Source organism: Scandinavium sp. UTDF21-P1B (assembly GCF_040750395.1).
In the GTDB taxonomy this organism is placed as follows: domain Bacteria; phylum Pseudomonadota; class Gammaproteobacteria; order Enterobacterales; family Enterobacteriaceae; genus Scandinavium.
On sequence record NZ_JBFLVD010000018.1, the window covers coordinates 33155 to 51473 of the forward strand.

Annotated in this window: 18 protein-coding genes and 1 tRNA gene; 7 read left to right on the forward strand and 12 right to left on the reverse strand. The window is 54.3% G+C overall.

All coding sequences use genetic code 11. The features are described 5' to 3' along the window. Positions 1–73: 73 nt before the first annotated feature. From AB1287_RS15350 to AB1287_RS15360, 3 genes are all read left to right on the forward strand, one after another. Positions 74–1378, forward strand: a complete 1305-nt coding sequence (locus AB1287_RS15350; RefSeq protein ID WP_435618324.1) for a serine hydrolase domain-containing protein — start codon at positions 74–76, stop codon at positions 1376–1378. Positions 1379–1645: 267 nt separating this feature from the next. Further along, positions 1646–2458, forward strand: coding sequence for a lipoprotein NlpA (gene nlpA / locus AB1287_RS15355; protein WP_435618325.1), 813 nt, complete (start codon positions 1646–1648; stop codon positions 2456–2458). Positions 2459–2573: 115 nt separating this feature from the next. Next, positions 2574–3050 (forward strand): transcriptional regulator, encoded by a 477-nt coding sequence (locus tag AB1287_RS15360; protein ID WP_435618326.1) that lies wholly within the window; start codon positions 2574–2576, stop codon positions 3048–3050. Positions 3051–3098: 48 nt separating this feature from the next. On the opposite strand, the gene AB1287_RS15365 is transcribed toward AB1287_RS15360, so the two are convergent. Continuing rightward, a complete protein-coding gene (locus AB1287_RS15365; RefSeq protein WP_312629508.1) occupies positions 3099–3533 on the reverse strand; it encodes a hypothetical protein in 435 nt (144 codons plus the stop codon). A 108-nt stretch (positions 3534–3641) separates the two neighbouring features. Beyond that, positions 3642–3932 (reverse strand): SymE family type I addiction module toxin, encoded by a 291-nt coding sequence (locus tag AB1287_RS15370; protein ID WP_435618327.1) that lies wholly within the window; start codon positions 3930–3932, stop codon positions 3642–3644. 129 nt (positions 3933–4061) lie between these two features. On the opposite strand from AB1287_RS15370, the gene AB1287_RS15375 reads away from it, so the two are divergent. Then, entirely contained in the window at positions 4062–4232 is a 171-nt protein-coding gene (locus tag AB1287_RS15375; RefSeq protein WP_435618328.1) for a YlcI/YnfO family protein, read from the forward strand. A gap of 28 nt (positions 4233–4260) precedes the next feature. Here the strand turns inward: AB1287_RS15375 and AB1287_RS15380 are convergent, their stop codons facing one another. The 7 genes from AB1287_RS15380 to AB1287_RS15410 all read right to left on the reverse strand — a co-directional run bounded on the left by AB1287_RS15380 (position 4261) and on the right by AB1287_RS15410 (position 10869). Next, positions 4261–5382, reverse strand: coding sequence for an SIR2 family protein (locus AB1287_RS15380; protein ID WP_435618468.1), 1122 nt, complete (start codon positions 5380–5382; stop codon positions 4261–4263). A 27-nt stretch (positions 5383–5409) separates the two neighbouring features. Beyond that, complete coding sequence (locus AB1287_RS15385) at positions 5410–5787, reverse strand: hypothetical protein (RefSeq protein WP_435618329.1); 378 nt, start codon at positions 5785–5787, stop codon at positions 5410–5412. Between the two features lie 120 nt (positions 5788–5907). Further along, positions 5908–6002 (reverse strand) — tRNA-Sec (locus AB1287_RS15390). Between the two features lie 446 nt (positions 6003–6448). Continuing rightward, the gene (gene lldD, locus AB1287_RS15395) at positions 6449–7636 is read right to left on the reverse strand and encodes an FMN-dependent L-lactate dehydrogenase LldD (RefSeq protein ID WP_435618330.1); all 1188 of its coding nucleotides are present in this window, start codon (positions 7634–7636) and stop codon (positions 6449–6451) included. Beyond that, complete coding sequence (gene lldR, locus AB1287_RS15400; protein ID WP_312629499.1) at positions 7636–8403, reverse strand: transcriptional regulator LldR; 768 nt, start codon at positions 8401–8403, stop codon at positions 7636–7638. Before lldR ends, lldD begins: the two co-directional genes overlap by 1 nt. After that, positions 8400–10055: an L-lactate permease gene (lldP, locus tag AB1287_RS15405; protein WP_435618331.1), complete on the reverse strand. Its 1656-nt coding sequence runs from the start codon at positions 10053–10055 to the stop codon at positions 8400–8402. The genes lldR and lldP overlap by 4 nt, the downstream gene beginning before the upstream one ends. Before the next feature lie 451 nt (positions 10056–10506). Beyond that, positions 10507–10869 (reverse strand): YibL family ribosome-associated protein, encoded by a 363-nt coding sequence (locus tag AB1287_RS15410; protein WP_435618332.1) that lies wholly within the window; start codon positions 10867–10869, stop codon positions 10507–10509. Positions 10870–11139: 270 nt separating this feature from the next. On the opposite strand from AB1287_RS15410, the gene AB1287_RS15415 reads away from it, so the two are divergent. Next, entirely contained in the window at positions 11140–11364 is a 225-nt protein-coding gene (locus AB1287_RS15415; protein WP_435618333.1) for a hypothetical protein, read from the forward strand. 5 nt (positions 11365–11369) lie between these two features. On the opposite strand, the gene mtlR is transcribed toward AB1287_RS15415, so the two are convergent. The 3 genes from mtlR to AB1287_RS15430 all read right to left on the reverse strand — a co-directional run bounded on the left by mtlR (position 11370) and on the right by AB1287_RS15430 (position 15145). Continuing rightward, positions 11370–11960 (reverse strand): mannitol operon repressor MtlR, encoded by a 591-nt coding sequence (gene mtlR, locus AB1287_RS15420; RefSeq protein ID WP_312629534.1) that lies wholly within the window; start codon positions 11958–11960, stop codon positions 11370–11372. Next, positions 11960–13108, reverse strand: coding sequence for a mannitol-1-phosphate 5-dehydrogenase (mtlD, locus tag AB1287_RS15425; RefSeq protein ID WP_435618334.1), 1149 nt, complete (start codon positions 13106–13108; stop codon positions 11960–11962). Before mtlD ends, mtlR begins: the two co-directional genes overlap by 1 nt. A 114-nt stretch (positions 13109–13222) precedes the next feature. Next, positions 13223–15145, reverse strand: coding sequence for a PTS mannitol transporter subunit IICBA (locus AB1287_RS15430; protein ID WP_435618335.1), 1923 nt, complete (start codon positions 15143–15145; stop codon positions 13223–13225). 523 nt (positions 15146–15668) lie between these two features. Between AB1287_RS15430 and AB1287_RS15435 the strand changes: the two genes are divergently transcribed. Together AB1287_RS15435 and AB1287_RS15440 are read left to right on the forward strand one after the other, a co-directional pair. Next, the gene (locus AB1287_RS15435; RefSeq protein WP_312629491.1) at positions 15669–16277 is read left to right on the forward strand and encodes a glutathione S-transferase; all 609 of its coding nucleotides are present in this window, start codon (positions 15669–15671) and stop codon (positions 16275–16277) included. A gap of 371 nt (positions 16278–16648) precedes the next feature. Further along, positions 16649–18310, forward strand: coding sequence for a ShlB/FhaC/HecB family hemolysin secretion/activation protein (locus AB1287_RS15440; protein WP_435618336.1), 1662 nt, complete (start codon positions 16649–16651; stop codon positions 18308–18310). Positions 18311–18319 lie beyond the last annotated feature (9 nt).

An 18319-nucleotide genomic window follows, 5' to 3' on the forward strand; every position in this document is an offset into this window, starting at 1 on the left:
CTGCACTTGCCGATATATCTCGCCTACAGTGGTGCCTGACATCTCATAATTCAAAACGATGAAAGGTACGTTTATGCGCAAAATGAACACGTCACTCTGTCTTCTCGCCCTTTGCCTGGGCTTCTCACTGCAGGCCAGCGCGGCTAACGACTGCGGCGTACCGCAGCTCACCACCTGCCCGGCGCCGGTGGATGCCAGTCTGCCAGACGTAAAAGATATGCTGACCTGGGACCAGCAGCAGCGCGTGATTGGTTTTCGTAACGACTATCGCTCCTACGCGGGCGACGTGTTTAAGGCCAGCAATCCGCAGCCAATCCCGGTGATGGCGCACTCGCTTAGCGGAGCCACCTATGAGTATCAGGGCCAGCGCTACGATCTTCAGGATTACATTAAGCGTAACGACGTGACCGGGATGATGGTTATCAAGGACGGCAAGGTGGCGTATCAGTATTATGGCCACGGCAATACGCCGACCACGCTGTGGACGTCGCGCTCAGTCGGGAAATCGGTCGTTTCTACGCTGGTGGGTGTGGCGGTAAAAGAGGGCAAAATTGCTTCGCTGGACGATGAAATCGTCAAATACAACCCGGACGTCAAAGGTACCGCGTGGGAACACGTGACCGTACGCCAGCTGATGCAGCACACCTCTGGCGTAACCTGGAATGAAGACTACACCAACCCGCAGTCTGACTTTGCGAAACTCACCCAGTGTGAGGCCAACAAAGATACCTACGACTGCGTGAACGCGCTGGTGAAAGATCCGAAACGTCCGGCGTATGCCAAACCGGGCGTAGCGTGGTCTTACTCCTCCGGCGGCGCATGGCTGCTCGGCGACACGCTGGAGAAAGCCACCGGTAAATCCCTTGCTCAGAACCTCCAGGAAAAAATCTGGCAGCCGTACGGCATGGTGCATGACGGCGTATGGCACAGCTACCAGCCGGGTAAACATGATGTGGGCGCGCACGGCTTCAACGCCACGCTGGAAGACTGGGGGAAATTCGGCTTGTTTATCATGAACAACGGCGTATTGCCGGACGGCAGCAAAACGCTGCCGGATAACTGGGTCAAAGATGCCAGAACCTGGAATAAAGCTGACAAATCCGTTTCCGCTGCGCACCCGGACGGCACTTACGGTTACCAGTGGTGGAACAACAGCGTGCCGGCCAACGCGAAAGACGTCAGTCCGAAAGAGGGCCTGGCAAGCCAGGATACCATGTGGGCGTTGGGCATCTTCGGCCAGGTGATTACGGTCAACCCGGCGCAAAAACTGGTGATCGTGCAGTGGTCCGCATGGCCGAAAGCGGAACCGTCCTTCAGCGCCCAGCCGCTGGAAGCGTCGCTGATGTTTAATGCGATAGCGAATACGCTGGCGAAATAATTTGGCCAGATACGTAGGCCGGACAAGCGTCAGCGCCATCCGGTATGCTTTCAGCCCGGCGGCGCATGGCTTGCCGGGCCTACAAACTGCACCAGGCAATTCCCTCTCCCTTTGGGAGAGGGCCGGGGAGAGGGGAAACACCTCACCTTATTCACCCGTTATCGCGTTTTCGTCTTAACCATTCCTTTTCGTTTTTATCCCCGCCGCAGCAAAATCGCTATAGTCATTTTTCATCCAGGAACACTTTATTAAACAAGGAACTCCGGCGTGAAACTCTCCCTTCCTCATTTTGGCGCACTGCTGCTGGCGGGCCTGCTGCTCGCGGGCTGCGACCAGAAAAGCGATAGCAGTAAACACATCAAAGTTGGCGTGATTAACGGCGCGGAACAGGACGTTGCCGAAGTGGCGAAGAAGGTCGCCAAAGATAAATATGGCCTCGACGTCGAGCTGGTTGGGTTCAGCGGCTCGCTGCTGCCAAACGACGCCACCAACGCCGGAGAGCTGGACGCCAACGTGTTCCAGCATCGCCCGTTCCTGGAACAGGACAATAAAGCGCACAACTTCCACCTGGTGGCGGTCGGCAACACCTTCGTCTTTCCGATGGCGGGCTATTCCCGCAAGATCAAAACCGTTTCGGAGCTGAAAGACGGCGCGACCATCGCCATTCCGAACGATCCGACCAACCTGGGCCGCGCGCTGTTGCTGCTGCAAAAAGAGAAGCTGATTACCCTTAAACCGGGCAAAGGCCTGCTGCCGACGTCGCTCGACATCAGCGACAACCCGCATAACCTGCAAATTATGGAGATGGAGGGCGCGCAGCTCCCGCGCGTGCTCGACGACCCGAAGGTAGATGTGGCGATCATCAGTACCACCTACATCCAGCAAACGGGCCTGTCGCCGGTGCATGACAGCGTGTTTATCGAAGGTAAAAATTCGCCTTATGTGAACATCATCGTTGCCCGTGAAGACAACAAAGACGCGGAGAACGTGAAGGAATTTATGCAATCGTATCAGTCGCCGGAAGTGGCAAAAGCGGCTGAAAAGATCTTTAACGGCGGGGCCGTGCCCGGCTGGGAATGAGTGAGTCATCTGTAGCGCAAAGGGCCGGCGGGATGCTGGCCCGCTTTTTTTTAACACTGGCGCGGATTTTGCAAAATCCTCAGGGCTAATTGTTAAAACCAGAAAGGACCGGAAGTTGAATATAACCGAACTTGGCACGAAATCGGATTTTATTGCCAGCAAACGTCAGCAGCTACAGATGCAATGGAAGCACTACCTGAATACGCTGATTCAGGGCATCACCCTGTCGAAAACCCCGCTGCACCTGACGATGGAGCATTCAGCAGAGAACGCGCTGCGCTTCACGCTGTTTGAGTACTATGCCCTCGAAATCCGCTTGGCACGCGGCTTCCACACGCAAACTGTGCAGTACACGTTCGAGCAGGAAAATGGCGAAGTGATCATGCTTGGTGAAGCCACGCTGACTGGAGAAGGGCTTATCAACGATCGGATCCACGTCCGCGACCGACAGAACGTGCTCGAGCATTATCTTGAGCTGATCGCCCCCGTCTATGACATGCTTTATCGCGCCACGCAGCCAGATGCCCCTGTCGAACGGCTTGCAGTAGATGTCGAAAACTGTCGAAACGCGTCGAATCTTGTGATGGGATGACGCTTTAACGTCAGCCGGGCCAGCATTCCGCTGACCCGGTTTCTGTTTTTACGAACACGTATAATTGTACGGCCCCGGCTGACAAGGGCGCAGCCACGACTGAATACGGTCCTGTTCAAAGGTGTACATCCCGCCGGAGAACGGATCGACAATCAGCCAGCCCGGCACGCCAAAGAAAATGATATTGCCGAAGGTGTACCAGTGGCTGAAGCGCATGCTCAGCGGCACGAGGGTTGAGTGATACCCTTCAGCTTTTACCGCCAGGCTGTATTCAATCTTCCCAAAGTAGCTGCCATCCGATTTTTTCAGCGTAACCGTCTGCGGCGTGGTGCCCGTCGCCACAATCTGCCCGTGATTATCGGTAATGGTGAAATACGCGCTGGAAGGGGTGCTCTCAACGGTGACCTGTTCCGTGCTGTTGCCGACCAGCGAGGCACAGCCGGTGAGTAGCGGAAGTAACAATAAGACGAGTAATTTTTTCATGCGGGCGCTCCATCGGTGAATATGGTTAAGAGCGACACAATGGGGTGGGGAGTTAAACCGGCAGCGCGGTCATTCTTTCTGCGCATGCGCTGCCGTTTATGTAAGAAATTACTTAACCGCAGCCAGCCTTTGTTGAATGTCCGCCAGAGCTCTGTTTGATTCGCGCAATTCTTCAATCAGCCTCTGTTCTTTCAGGCTGTCGGCCATCAGAACAATGCAGCCGTCCATCACTTTCGCCGCAATATGGTGCCCGATATTGAATCCTGCTTCGCGCATCCACTTGCCACAAATCACCAGATTCGGCGTAGTACGATCCTTACTTCGTGGGCGATATCCCACAATGAGCCTGCGTGTGGTTCCGATTACCGAACGGTCTGAGGTAGAATGCTTGTCAGCCATAATCAACTCCTTGATAGTTGGTGCGGTTAGATGCCTGACAGTGTTCCCGCACTGCCAGGCATCGACAAAAAAATAGATTTCATGTGGTAGGTACCACATGAATATAACCTACCCTAAGTGGTACCTACCATGCAAGAAAAAAAGAAAGCCGAATTCGACCGTAAAAAAAGCACCATGAAGAACATCCGCTTTGAAGATGAGCTTTTAGAGCAGATTGAGAAAGCAGCTGGAAAGGGAAATTTCAGTAAGTGGGTAAAAGAGGCTTGTATCGTGAGGCTTCGTAAGATTAAAGAATGCTGAGTGCACAACAGATGCACTCAGCGCTGGGTTAAAACTTATACTTAAGCCAATCATAAAAGCATATTAATTTCCTGAAGTAATATTTCTTGTTGCTACTCATTAGCCGTGTGTAATTGTCTACTATGTATTTTTCTAATAAATCAAGATCAACATTATCATGATATGGAGCAAGGGTAAGAAATGCTGATTCACTTGCTGCTTCAATAAATTCAGCAAAATCTAAATGTTGATACTTTTCGAAAGACTTAACTGCTCCAGAACTGAATACAGCTGGAACATTTCTTTTTAAGTAGAAATCTAAATCTAATCCTGACTCTTCATATTCACCAACTGATGTAACACCCATCTGGGAAATATATTTAAATATTGGAATGAAATGGCATTTAGTTCCAAGTTGTCGAACTGTTATCTTGAGAACTTTCTCGGGCGAGAAGTCTTTATTGTTATAAATTATATCTTCAAAGATATCAAGTAATGTAAAGGAACGATATCCAGTTTCCCCTACTTTACCTATTACTCCAAGACCAAAAACTATCTCTATATTTTTCTGGTCTTTAATATTGTCATAATCTATTACGGCTATTTTGCTTTGTGGATTTTGACTTTGAACGATTTCATAAACCTGCTCTCTGCAAAATCTCAAAACTCGGGCCGGAATCTTCCTCTCAAAATTATGAATTGAACGATATACAGAGGAGAAATCAGCAGTCTTTATTATTTTAACAGGAACTTGCACATTATTGAAATGCATGTAAGATGTTTCAATGGTAGGGCCGCTTGATGGTTCATTAATATCAAGAAAAATTAAGTTCTCTCTAAGCTTTTCTAATTTATCTGAACCAATACAAAGTGATATGGATTTTAATAAAGCGCGGATATTTTCATCTGAGATAGAATAACCAATAAATATAACGGGGTGCTCTACAAATATCGTTATTAACTTTGATGCTAGGTAAGCATTCTTGTTATTATAATCATCATAATCTTCGTTAGTTAAAATCAAACTTTCTGGTTTTGAACTACAACCATGGATTTTGTAAATCTCACCTATGTTATAGGTATTTGAGAATAGTAGCTCTTCTTGTCCGATGTATGTGGTATACCCGTCAAATATGTTTTCAATGAGCAGGTCCCAATTGGTAGTTATGATCCCATCTACATCGCAAGCCTTTAGTAATTAAATTTCCTGAGAGCTGTCTAGTGTGCCAAGACTTTCAGAAGTTTTATTCTTAAGATGCTTACTTATTTCATAGCGCAGCGGTGAGGTTTTATTCTTTACATAGGGAGCATAAATTTCCCGGCTAGTAGCATAGTCATCACTTGTCCACCATAAATCATGAAAGTCATCCGCTATGAGTTGTGCTGACAAAGGAATATCTCCATTTGCACTACTCTTATAATATGCATATGGTTTTCCCATGACACAGAATCGTTCTAATAAACCTTCCCAATCTTCCAACCCCATATATCGTCTGGAAAAGCCAGATCCAAGGAATAAAAATGGGCCAGATGTTCTGTGTGAGAATAAACTATTTAATTCTTCCTCAATGTTCATTATTAACTTCACCTTCATTAATGATCAGAAGTTTGAATTTTCCATGAGTGTTGAGATTATTCTATTTGGAGAGAGTTTTACAATATAATCTTAGAAATGCTATTAAAAAATAGGGAATTTTGGCGGAAGATCACAGGAGTCGAACCTGCCCGGGGCCGCTGGCGGTCCCATCTGGATTTGAAGTCCAGCCGCCTCACCGGAGACGACGACCTTCCGCGCCTCGATTGCTACATGGAGGCGGGCGCATTATAGCTACTTTCAGGCAGTTACCCCACTCTTTGATGTAAATATTTCGCCTGTCTGTGTAGCAAATCATCACCTCTGACATAAACCTCTACAAAATCCGCGAGTTACATTTTTACACATTCTTCGCATGAATCTTATCTGCCCGTTGCAGGCGTTCGACGTAGTCACAGTGCGACGTGCGCGAACGCATCTGGCTGCTGGATGCACCGCCGTTTACGCTGCGATTTGTCCTCTCGTGGGAGAAGGAGGGAGGAGAATATTCGCCAAACGGTTTTGCATGTTCCCCCTCACCCTAACCCTCTCCCCAAAGGGGCGAGGGGACAGATCGGAGAGGGTATAAAGTTGTGCAGCCAAGGGTTCTGACTCCCTCTCCCGTGGGAGAGGGTTGGGGAGAGGGCATCAGCCCGCGCGAAGGTTAAGCGGCATCCCCGCGCGCAACGGGTGCCAGTGAGGCGGCCAGATGCTTCGCCTCCTGTACCAGCGAATCCCGCGAGATTTCCCCGATGGATTTCGCGCCGGTGAGCGTCATGGCCACCTTCATCTCTTTCTCAATCAGGTCCAGCAGGTTGGTCACGCCCGCGCGGCCCTGGCTTGCCAGCGCATACAGGTACGCGCGGCCCAGCAGCACGCTGTCTGCGCCGAGCGCAATCATGCGCACCACGTCGAGGCCGTTTCGAATACCGCTGTCGGCGAGAATGGCGATATCACCTTTCACTGCGTCGGCGATGGCTGGCAGGGCGCGTGCGGAGGAGAGCACGCCGTCCAGCTGGCGGCCGCCGTGATTGGACACCACAATGCCGTCTGCGCCGAAGCGCACAGCATCGCGCGCATCTTCCGGGTCGAGGATCCCTTTGATCACCATCGGGCCATCCCAGAATTCACGGATCCATTCGAGGTCTTTCCAGGAAATCGACGGATCGAAGTTGTTCGCCAGCCAGCCGATGTAATCTTCCAGCCCCGTCGGTTTGCCGAGATAGGCGGAGATATTGCCTAAATCATGCGGGCGTCCGTTTACGCCAACGTCCCATGCCCACTGGGGATGCATCACCGACTGCCAGTAGCGGCGCAGTGCGGCGTTCGGGCCGCTCATCCCGGAATGGGCATCGCGGTAGCGCGCGCCCGGCGTGGGCATATCCACCGTAAAGACCAGCGTGGAGCAGCCCGCTGCTTTGGCGCGCTCCAGCGCGTTACGCATAAAGCCGCGGTCGCGCAGAACGTAGAGCTGGAACCACATCGGGCGTTTAATCGTCGGGGCGACTTCTTCAATCGGGCAGACGGAGACGGTGGAGAGCGTAAACGGAATGCCTTTGGCGTCCGCTGCGCCCGCGGCCTGCACTTCGCCGCGCCGGGCGTACATGCCGCACAGCCCGACAGGCGCCAGCGCAACCGGCATGGAGAGCGTCTCATTGAAGAGCTTCGTTTCGAGGCTCAGCTCAGACATGTTCTTCAGCACGCGCTGGCGCAGCGCCACCTCAGAAAGGTCGGCCACGTTGCGGCGCAGAGTGTGTTCGCTGTACGCGCCGCCGTCGATGTAGTGAAACAGGAACGGCGGCAGGATACGCTGGGCAGCGGCGCGGTAGTCGCTGGCGGCTGAAATGATCATCAGTGGTTCTCCCTTGAATTATGGTCGCCGGGCAGGCGAGTGATCCGCGCCTGGCGAGCCCGATCTTCATCAAACTGTTTAATGGTGGTGTGCACGAAGCCGAGGTGCGCCATCATCGCCTGGCGCGCCCCTTCGGCATCGCCCGCCAGAATGGCGTCCAGTACCGCCTGGTGCTGTTCGGTGAGCTTCGCGAAAACGGGCGGCACGAGATACATCCGCTGGCGGCTCTGCTTCACGGACGATTGCAGCAGGTCGAAGAACCCGCGCATGGTCTGGAGCAGCACCACGTTGTGTGAGGCTTCGGCGATGGCGAGGTGGAAGCGCACGTCGGCCTGAGAGGCCAGATCCGGATCGTCGCTCAGGGTGGCTTCAAAGCAGAGGCGGATTTTCTCTTTATCGGCTTCGGTGGCGCGCAGGGCAGCATGCCAGGCGGTGCTGGCCTCAATGGCGTGGCGGGCTTCGAGAATATCGAAGCTGTAGTCCGGGTCGTCGGCGAGGAGGCTTTTTAGCGGCTGGACGATGTTCTGTTCCGACCAGGGCTCGTGCTGCCAGCGCACGAAGGTCCCGCCGCCGCGACGGCTTATCAGCAGCCCTTCGCTGACCAGTTTCGCCAGCGCCTCCCGCAGCGAGTTGCGGGAGACGCCGAGCTGTTGTGCGAGCTGGCGCTCGGCGGGGAGTCGCATCCCCGCCTCCAGCCCTTGTTCTTCAATCAGCGTCCGCACACGGGTTGCAACCTCGTCTGACAGACGCCGGGGTATCACTATCATGGGATCATCCAGGTTAAGACGTAGGCCTGAAGCGTAGTAATCATGCCCACCATACAGGTGAAAATCAGGCTGTGTTTGACCGTGAAGCGGAACAGGTCAGACTCTTTCCCGACCAGCCCCACCGCCGCACAGGCAATGGCGATGGACTGCGGTGAAATCATCTTCCCGGTTACGCCGCCGGTGGTGTTTGCGGCAACCAGCAGCACGTCTGAAACGCCAATCTGCTGGGCGGCCGTCGCCTGAAGTGCGGCGAACAGCGCGTTCGATGAGGTATCAGACCCGGTCAGGAACACGCCGAGCCAGCCGAGGAACGGCGAGAAGAACGGGAACGCGCTGCCGGTATGGGCGAGTGCCAGCGCCAGCGTTGACGACAGCCCGGAATAGTTAGAGATGAACGCGAACGCCAGCACCATGCCAATGGAGTAAATCGGCAGCGCCAGGTCTTTCAGCGTGTGGCCAAAGGTGACCACCGCATCTTTCGGCTTCATGCGCAGCCAGACCACGGAGAGCAGTGCGGCGAACAGGATGGCGGTGCCGGTAGCGGAGAACCAGTCAAACTTATAGACGGCTGCATACGGCGTAGCTTCGTGAACCACCGGCGGCATGCGGGCGACCATTTTGTCGAGGAACGGGACGGAGATATTGACCACCCAGTCGTACAGCGCACCGCCCGGGGCGAACAGCGCTTTAAACGGTGGCACGCTCCAGATTGTCACCGTCGCGGTCAGGAACAGGAACGGCGACCAGGCGCGAATAATCTGCCCGGCGGTGTATTTTGTACGTGCCAGCGTCATGTCGACCTGCGAAGCGCCCACATCGCCGAAGCGGAAAATACGCACCGGCTGCCAGCGCTTGAGAAACAGCGTCAGGCACACCAGAGACACCAGCGAGGAGATAATGTCCGGCAGCTCCGGGCCGATGAAGTTAGAGCTGAGATACTGGGCAATGGCGAAGGAACTGCCCGCTACCATCACCGCAGGCCAGGTCTCCTTCACGCCGCGCCAGCCGTCCATAATCGCCATGATCCAGAACAGCACGATGATTGTCAGGAACGGCAGCTGGCGGCCCACCATCTGGCCGATTTCAAAGCTGTCGAGCCCCGTTACCTGGCCCGCGACCAGAATCGGAATGCCCATCGCGCCAAACGCGACCGGGGCGGTGTTCACAATCAGGCACAGGCCCGCGGCATAAAGCGGATTAAAACCAAGGCCGACCAACAGCGCAGCGGTGATCGCCACCGGTGCACCAAAGCCTGCGGCCCCTTCCAGAAACGCCCCGAAGGAAAAGCCAACGATCAGCATTTGCAGGCGCTGGTCCGGGGTTATCGACAGAATTGATGAGCGGATAATGTCGAACTGACCGGTCTTCACCGAGATTTTGTAGACGAAAACGGCGGCGATAATGATCCACGCGATTGGCCACAGCCCGTAGAAGAAGCCGTAAACCACGGAGGCCAGGGCATGATCCACCGGCATTTTGTAAAACAGCAGCGCGACAACCAGCGCGATGGCGACGGTATAGCTCGCGGCGACGTAGCCCTTCAGCTTGAGCTTAATCAGCGCGAAGAAGAAAAAGAGGATAGGCAGAGCGGCGATCAGGCTCGACAGCCAGATATTGCCCGCAGGGTCGTAGTTTTGTTGCCAGAGGTTCATGCAGGTCTCCTGAGAACCACTCAGCGTCGAGGCAGGTGAATCTGCGTTCAGCTCTGCGTCATACGTTATGTAAAAGTGGTCCTGCCAATATTGTGATGTGAGGGTAATGCCAACGAATGGTTAATCATATGTTGCGTTTAAGCAATGCATATGTTTCGTGAGTTGCGGGTTCTGTGAAGGGATGGGCAGATTAGGTTGGATTGGTAGGGCCAATTTGATGGGTGGTGAATGCCCTCTCCCGGAGGGAGAGGGAACCGTTCATCGCGTTGACTTTCGCCCGCAGGAAAGGGGGAGCGCTGAGATTTGTCTTTCTCCCTCTTGCCGGGAGAAGAGTCAGGTGCGGGATTTTGTCTTTCTTTCTCTTGTCGACATAAGCGTCAGATGCAGGGTTTTTGTCTTTCTCCCTCTCCCTTTGGGAGAGGGGAGGGGAGAGGGCATTCTCCAGCGAAAATCAGAACTCCGTCTTGGCAAACCCGGTCATTTCCTGCAGGCCCATCTCGCGGCCCAGGGCGGTCATCGGGTGAACCACCACCAGACCACGGACGGATTTCTTCAGCTTGCCCATATCGGCCTGCTCTTTTTTAGTGATGGCGCGGCGGAACGGCAGGTTGGCCAGCTTCTGCGCTTCTTTACTCAGCTTCTGAGTATGCACTTCGCGCAGGCGGGCGATTTCGGTTTCCAGCGTCTCTTTCTCTTTTTCGAGTTCGGCGTACTTCTCGGCATCATCAACCAGAGAAAGGGTTGGCTGCTGGTGGCGGATGGCGTCCAGGCGGTCGCTCAGGCGTTTGATTTCGTTCTTTTCGATTTCTTTCATGGTTGCGGTTTTAATCAGTAAAAGGGGTTCAATGCTCAATAGTATGCGCGGTGAGCGTCGTTCCTGATAGTCAATTATCGCTACTCGAACGATTACGCCGGGCTTTAATGCGCAAGCATCATGCATAATATATTGAAAAATAAGTTTAATTTGTGAAGTGTCTGCGCGATCGCATTTTTGCCTCTTAACCACACAAAAAAGCACATTTTCCCCAACGTCTGCGAGGGGGTTGCCCAGTCTTAAAGGAGACAACCGTAAAGGAGGTGTGTGATGGCTAAGTTGGGCGAGAACGTACCGGGAATCCTCGATAAAGCGGTGGATTTCATGGCCTCCAGCCAGGCGTTTATGGAGTACCTGAAAAAATCCCCACGCATTAACCGCATCCCTGAACAAATTCCGGAGGAAAAAGCCGCACTGTTTCGTGAACGACTGGACTATTACAGGAACCTGTATAAACCGATGTGCGAGCAGGAAGAGAGCGAAAGCGAGAGCTGAACGATTTACTTCTGAAAGGCTTTTTTCAGGCTGATCCGTGAAATCAGCTCTGTGAGGGAGAGCACCATCGTTGAGCGAACCATCTGCTGATAGCGTTGTTTTTGCATGGCGTAGAATTCGGCATCGCTGGTGTCAAAAACGGGCTGCGGCGGCAGGGCGCTAACGCAGTGCAGCTCGCCAAAGGGCCCCAGAATTTCATCGTCGGTGAAAGCGTATTCGCTGCCGTCGTGATTCAGCTCTTCGCGCAGCGCCATCAGCAGCTCGGCGTCTTCGTATTCCGCACGGCTTATCACGCCGAGGCCGTAGATAAGCTTCAGGCGCACCGACAGATCGCCCAGCGGACCTTCGCCGTCCAGCAACGGTTCCACTGCGTATTTCACCGCGTAATCGTCTTTGCGGAAGACCTGAAGCACCAGCATGTTCACCGCCTCGGTTAACAGCTCAACGGCGGCGATCAGAAAGCTTCGTACGGTTTTGCCAGCATTCAGACGCTCAAGCACACGGTTTTCAAAGGCTTGCGTTTGTTCCATTATTGCCTGCATATCTGACAATCTTTTGTTGAGGTGCTGCTCAATGAGCAGCACCGGGTCCTGCATCATGCGCTCGCTTTATAGGCCGCGACCGCCTGAGCGACCACATCGCTGTTGGCATCCAGCCCGGAGACCTGCGCCAGTGCGGCCTGTGGGCCTTTCTCGTCGATAAGCGCAGCCAGTTCCTGTGCCTGCGGATCCTGTTCGCTGCGATAGTGCATCGCGCTGGCAATGCCTTTCACCAGATTGTCGTGCGGCAGGCCGTATTCCAGCGTACCGAGCAGCGGCTTAATCAGGCGATCGCCCGCGCTCAGCTTACGCAGCGGCTGGCGGCCCACGCGCTCAACGTCATCTTTCAGATACGGGTTCTCAAAGCGACCGAGGATTTTCTGGATGTAGGCGGCATGTTTATCGGCATCAAAACCGTAACGCTTGATCAGCACCGCGCCGCTCTCGTCCATCGCGCCTTTCACTACGGCACGGATGTTGTTATCAAGAATGGCGTCGCGGATGGTCTGATGGCCCGCCTGCTTACCGAGGTACGCGGTTATAGCATGCCCGGTGTTCAGGGTGAAGAGCTTGCGTTCCACAAATGCCATCAGGTTATCCGTTAATTCCATGCCCGGGATGTTCGGCAGCGCGCCTTTGAACTGGCTCTTGTCGACAATCCATTCGCTGAAGGTTTCCACGGTCACTTCCAGCGGGTCGTTAGTGGCGGACTCTGACGGCGGCACGATGCGGTCAACGGCGGAGTCAACGAAGCCCACGTGCTCTGCAACCCACGCTTTATCTTCTTCTGCCAGTGCGGCTTCAACATGGCCCTTCAGCTGCGTGGTGCCGCGCACCATGTTTTCACAGGCGATGATGTTCAGCGGCGCGTCGTTGCCCGCGGCTTTACGTTTCGCCAGGCCTTTGGCAATCGCCGGCGCGATGCGCTCAAGCACAACCGGGCCGACGGCGGTGGTTACCAGGTCGACCTGGGCAATCAGATCAACCACATCGTCGCCGATGCTGCTGACCGCGTTCACGCCGGAGACGGTCTCCACCTGCTCGTTTTCACCGACCACATGCACCTGATAGCTATGACGCGCATTCAGGGCATCCAGCACCACCTGATTCACATCGGCGAACGTCAGCGTAATACCTGCATCGGCCAGCAGTTTGCCGATAAAGCCACGTCCGATATTACCTGCGCCAAAATGTAATGCTTTCATAGTGTTAACCTTCATCAATGTTTTTACCCGAGAGGGCTCGGGTGAGGGACGGCGAGTGATTCCCCTCACCCGAACCCTCTCCCCGCGCGGAGCACGAGAAGAGGGAGGGAGAACTTACCCGGCTTTGTTACCGGAAATCAGGGCCAGCACTTCTGCAACGCTGTTGGTGGTTGCCAGACGCTCAATAACGGATTCATCGTCCAGCGCGTTGGTCAGGCTGGTGATGACGTGGATGTGTTCGTTATTGCGGGCCGCGATACCAATGACCAGGCGGGCAATGTCGTCCGGCTCATCGCCAAATTTCACGCCATCCGGGTACTGGCAGAATACCACACCCGTTTTCAGCACACGGTCTTTGGCTTCGATGGTGCCGTGTGGAACCGCGATGGACTCACCCAGGTAGGTCGGGGTCAGTTTTTCACGCTCCAGCATTGCTTCCACGTATTCCGGCTCAACGTAGCCGCCTTTCACCAGTTGCTCACCGGCGAAGCGGATGGCTTCTTCTTTGCTGAAGGCTTTGCAGCCGAGGAAGATGTTTTCCGCGCCGAGCTTGAACAGATGACTGTCGTCCTGCTCGAAGCTGCCCTGCAGGGTTTCGCGCACTTTCACTTCGTTATCTTCATGACGCTGTGCCGCCACCAGACGCTCGGTCAGGCTGGTGTAGAGGCCGCTGTCGAGGAAGTTGGTCAGCGAGATGTGCTGAGCCTGCGGCACCTGGCGCATTGCACGCTCGGTCAGGTCGCGGTGAGTGATCACCAGGTCGACGTCCGGCGGCAGGTTGTTGATCGCGCTGTTGGTAACGGAGATGTTGGTGAGACCCGCATCCGCGACTTTCTTACGCAGCACGCCTGCACCCATTGCGCTGGAGCCCATACCGGCATCGCAGGCAACGATGATTTTGCGCACGTGGCTCAGATCGTTGGTCACATCGCCCGCCGTCAGCGGCGATGCTGCACCTTTAGACTCGGCTTTCATGTCCTGCATACGACGGGTTGCCGCTTCGATATCGTCTTCTTCTTTTACCTTGCTGGTTTTCAGCAGGATGGAAGAGACCACGAAGGAGACCGCCATGGCTGCAAAGATAGCCGCGATGTTGGCGAAGTATGCGCCTTTCGGGGTCATTGCCAGTACTGCCAGGATAGAACCTGGGGAAGCCGGAGACACCAGGCCACCGTTCAGCACGCTCAGGGTGAACACGCCGGTCATACCGCCGAGGATAACGGCCAGGATCAGACGTGGGTTCATCAGCACATAAGGGAAGTAAATTTCGTGGATACCGCCCAGGAAGTGGATGATAGCCGCGCCGCCTGCGGACTGTTTCGCGCTACCGCGACCGAAGAACATGTACGCCAGCAGGACGCCCATACCCGGACCCGGGTTCGCTTCAATCAGGAAGAAGATGGACTTGCCGAGGTCATGAGACTGCTGAATGCCCAGCGGCGAGAAGATACCGTGGTTGATGGCGTTGTTGAGGAACAGGATTTTCGCCGGTTCAACAAAGATGGATGCCAGCGGCAGCATGTCGTGGGCAACCATAAAGTTAACGCCCGCCGCCAGAATTTTGGACAGTACTTCAACCGCAGGACCAATGCCGAGGAACGCCAGAATGGCGAGGATCATCCCGATGATACCGGCGGAGAAGTTGTTCACCAGCATTTCGAAACCGGACTTGATCTTGCCGTCTACCCAGACGTCGAAGCGTTTAATCGCCCAGCCGCCCAGAGGACCGGCGATCATCGCGCCGAGGAACATCGGCATATCGGCGCCGACGATAACGCCCATGGTAGTAATCGCACCAACCACGCCACCGCGGTCACCGCCAACCAGACGACCACCGGTATAACCGATGAGCAGTGGCAGCAGATAGGTAATCATTGGGCCGACAAGCTTCGCCAGCGTTTCGTTTGGCAGCCACCCTGTTGGAATGAATAACGCGGTAATGATACCCCACGCGATAAACGCGCCGATATTTGGCATTACCATGTTGCTGAGGAAGCGACCAAAGCTTTGCACCTTGATCTTGAAATCGGATGACATAACAACACCCCTTCTTATGTGTTTGCTGACGCGCGGGAATGAAGCCCGAGGTTTCTTGTTAATTGGCGGCGGAAATAGCCGGACCCTGTAGATGATGCGAAATCTGGCACTGAATCGATAAACTGTCCAGCGCGCGCCCCTTGGTGTGATCTAAGTCACGTTAATATAGGGTGTCATGTCGTAATTGAAGTGATCATCGTCACAAAATGGGGGTGTAAAAAAAGTACTAAGCGCAAAAAATCGCCCCGACAAGGCTGTTAATGTGATGTTAATCACATTTATGCAGCGATGCTTTGTTGTTAATGTGTGACTGGCATCACAATATATTTTCATCCGGAGAACGCCGATTGTGACCCGGCGCAAACTCTTCTCCGCACCGGGCAACGCCTTGTAACTCCCTTACAGTGCCTCGTTTTTTATTCTTCACCCGATTGTTGGCATAAAGATGACAATTTCACTGCCAACCCGAACCTGCCAGGTCATACTGAAGGATTCTCTTTTTGTTGGCGAAAAGGACAGAGTGATGAAACTGATTGGCAGCTATACCAGCCCGTTTGTGCGCAAGATTTCCGTTCTCCTGCTGGAGAAGGGCATCGCGTTCGAGTTTATCAATGAGATGCCGTATAACGCGGTAAACGGCGTGGCGAAGTATAACCCGCTGGGGAAAGTCCCTGCGCTGGTCACCGACGACGGCGAATGCTGGTACGACTCACCGATCATTGCGCAATACATTGAGCTACTGGATATTGCGCCTGCGCTGGTGCCGCGCGATGCCAAAGCTGCGCTGCACGTGCGTCAGCTGGAGTCCCTTGCCGATGGCATTATGGACGCCGGGCTGGTTTCAGTGCGCGAACAGGCGCGCCCGGCGGCACAGCAATCCCCCGACGAGCTTCTTCGCCAGCGCGAGAAAATCAGCCGTGGTCTGGACGCGCTGGAAGGATTTGCCGCCGACGGTACGCTGAAGGCCGATGAGCTGAATCTGGCAACCATTGCCGTCGCCTGTGCCGTGGGATATCTCAATTTTCGTCATATCTCGCCGGGCTGGTGCGCCACTCGACCGCATCTGGTCAGGCTGGTGGAAGCCCTCTTCCAGCGCGACAGCTTTGCCCGCACCGAGCCGCCTAAAGCCTGAAGTGAAGGTTTCCCTCTCTTTCCGGAGAGGGAGCCAGCCCTCTTTTATATTCATAAAATGAATATAAACATTATTGTTTATGTATGATCTTTCTTAATGAAAACGCACCACGCAAGAATATATTTTCCCGGCTGATTGTCTTTTAAGGTGATTTCCCTTCGTTATATTGTGGGTGATTTTGCTTATATAAGAATTTTCATGCTCAATGGTTAAATATCACATTGCGAATAATCTTAAGGCTAAATGAGTTTGGCTTTTGGGCCTGTTTTAAAGCCGATAAAGATATTCCAAATAATGTCTGAGTGTGTTGAAATGTGCCGTGAGCGTACAAAATAAAAACAGCATAACAAAATACCTATCAGGATTTCAGGATGAAAGCGTTTCGCCTGCTGGGGGCTTTATTGGTCGTCAGCCAGCCCGTGTTTGCAGCCCCTTTGTCACCCGCTGACAGAGACACTATCGATCAACAGCAGCAGCAATTATTGCGGCAGAACCAGCAACAGCGAGAGTCGCTGGAGCGCGCCACGCCCATTGTCCGCCCGGCAGCGCCGGTACTGCCTGCCACGCCATCGGGGCCCTGTTTTACCATCCAGCGCATAGTGCTGGATGGCTCTACGCTGATAGACGAACGCCAGCAGCAAAAATTAGTGCAGCCCTGGCAAGGCCAGTGCCTGGATATGGCACGAATTAATGAACTCACTAATAACGTTTCCGACTGGTATATCAGCAGAGGATATATCACCAGCCGCGCTTTTCTGACCGAACAGGATTTACGCTCAGGGGAATTACGCTTAGCCATTCTGGAAGGAAAGCTTGAGAAGATCCGCATGGACGGCGCGCCAGAGCGCGAGCTGAAAATGGCCTTCCCGGGTCTCCAGGGCAAAATTCTTAACCTGCGTGATATTGAACAAGGCATGGAGCAAATTAACCGCACGCGCACCACGCCTGTTCAGATTGAAATATTGCCGGCTGATAAGCAGGGCTGGTCTGTGGTGCATCTGACCGCCACGCCGGAATTTCCCCTTTCGGCCTCCGTGAGCTTCGATAACAGTGGACAAAAAAGCACGGGCGTCGGGCAGATTAACGGCGGGCTAACCGGTAACAATTTGCTGGGTCTGGCCGACAGCTGGTTCGTCAGCGGCGGGCGCAGCAGCGCGTTTTCGCATTCAAAAGATGCACAAAATTTTGCGGCGGGCGTCAGCGTACCCTACGGCTACAGCCTGCTGGATTACAGCTACAGCTGGAATAACTACCTCAGCACTATCGATAACAACGGCTACCTCTGGCGCTCGAGCGGCGATACCGAAACGCACCGCGTGAATCTGTCGCACGTGCTGTTCCGTAACGGTGATATCAAAACGGGCGTCTCCCTGGGCTTAAGCCACCGCATCAACCGCAACTATCTCGACGATGTTCTGCTGGAAAGCAGCAGCCGCAAGCTCACCAGCCTGCTGTTTGGCATGAACCACACCCAGAAGATGTTCGGCGGCGTGGCAACCTTTAACCCGACCTTCAGCCGCGGTATGCCATGGTTGGGCGCTGAAAGCGACGGCAGCAAAAACGGTGATTTACCGAAAGCACAGTTCCGCAAATGGAGCCTGAACGCCAGCTTCCAGCGCCCGGTGGCTGACAATCTGTGGTGGCTGGCGAGCGCCTACGGGCAGTGGTCGCCGGACCGCCTCTACGGCAGTGAACGTATGACTATCGGCGGCGAAAGCTCGGTGCGCGGGTTTAAAGAGCAAACCATTTCCGGCGATAACGGTGCCTACTGGCGAAACGAGCTCAACTACACCCTGTTCACGCTGCCGGTCATCGGTCAGGTCAGCGCGCTGGCGGCCCTCGACGGCGGCTGGCTGCACTCTGACAGGCTGGATCGCTATTCCGCGGGCACCCTCTGGGGCTCGGCCGCCGGGCTCAGTACCGCCAACGGCCACGTTTCCAGCTCGTTCACCGTTGGGCTGCCTCTCGTTTACCCGGACTGGCTCGGCCCGGATCACGTCACTGTTTACTACCGCGTTGCCGTCGCGTTTTAAGGGATTATC

What these genes read in the sequence shown, in the direction of transcription:
- lldR (WP_312629499.1), bottom strand. Translation starts at nt 8,403, where the DNA reads ATGATAGTGATACCCCGGCGTCTGTCAGACGAGGTTGCAACCCGTGTG.
- AB1287_RS15365 (WP_312629508.1), bottom strand. Translation starts at nt 3,533, where the DNA reads ATGAAAAAATTACTCGTCTTATTGTTACTTCCGCTACTCACCGGCTGT.
- AB1287_RS15375 (WP_435618328.1), top strand. Translation starts at nt 4,062, where the DNA reads ATGCAAGAAAAAAAGAAAGCCGAATTCGACCGTAAAAAAAGCACCATG.
- AB1287_RS15440 (WP_435618336.1), top strand. Translation starts at nt 16,649, where the DNA reads ATGAAAGCGTTTCGCCTGCTGGGGGCTTTATTGGTCGTCAGCCAGCCC.
- AB1287_RS15370 (WP_435618327.1), bottom strand. Translation starts at nt 3,932, where the DNA reads ATGGCTGACAAGCATTCTACCTCAGACCGTTCGGTAATCGGAACCACA.
- AB1287_RS15435 (WP_312629491.1), top strand. Translation starts at nt 15,669, where the DNA reads ATGAAACTGATTGGCAGCTATACCAGCCCGTTTGTGCGCAAGATTTCC.
- lldP (WP_435618331.1), bottom strand. Translation starts at nt 10,055, where the DNA reads ATGAACCTCTGGCAACAAAACTACGACCCTGCGGGCAATATCTGGCTG.
- AB1287_RS15410 (WP_435618332.1), bottom strand. Translation starts at nt 10,869, where the DNA reads ATGAAAGAAATCGAAAAGAACGAAATCAAACGCCTGAGCGACCGCCTG.
- lldD (WP_435618330.1), bottom strand. Translation starts at nt 7,636, where the DNA reads ATGATCATTTCAGCCGCCAGCGACTACCGCGCCGCTGCCCAGCGTATC.
- AB1287_RS15350 (WP_435618324.1), top strand. Translation starts at nt 74, where the DNA reads ATGCGCAAAATGAACACGTCACTCTGTCTTCTCGCCCTTTGCCTGGGC.
- AB1287_RS15415 (WP_435618333.1), top strand. Translation starts at nt 11,140, where the DNA reads ATGGCTAAGTTGGGCGAGAACGTACCGGGAATCCTCGATAAAGCGGTG.
- AB1287_RS15385 (WP_435618329.1), bottom strand. Translation starts at nt 5,787, where the DNA reads ATGAACATTGAGGAAGAATTAAATAGTTTATTCTCACACAGAACATCT.
- AB1287_RS15430 (WP_435618335.1), bottom strand. Translation starts at nt 15,145, where the DNA reads ATGTCATCCGATTTCAAGATCAAGGTGCAAAGCTTTGGTCGCTTCCTC.
- mtlR (WP_312629534.1), bottom strand. Translation starts at nt 11,960, where the DNA reads ATGCAGGACCCGGTGCTGCTCATTGAGCAGCACCTCAACAAAAGATTG.
- mtlD (WP_435618334.1), bottom strand. Translation starts at nt 13,108, where the DNA reads ATGAAAGCATTACATTTTGGCGCAGGTAATATCGGACGTGGCTTTATC.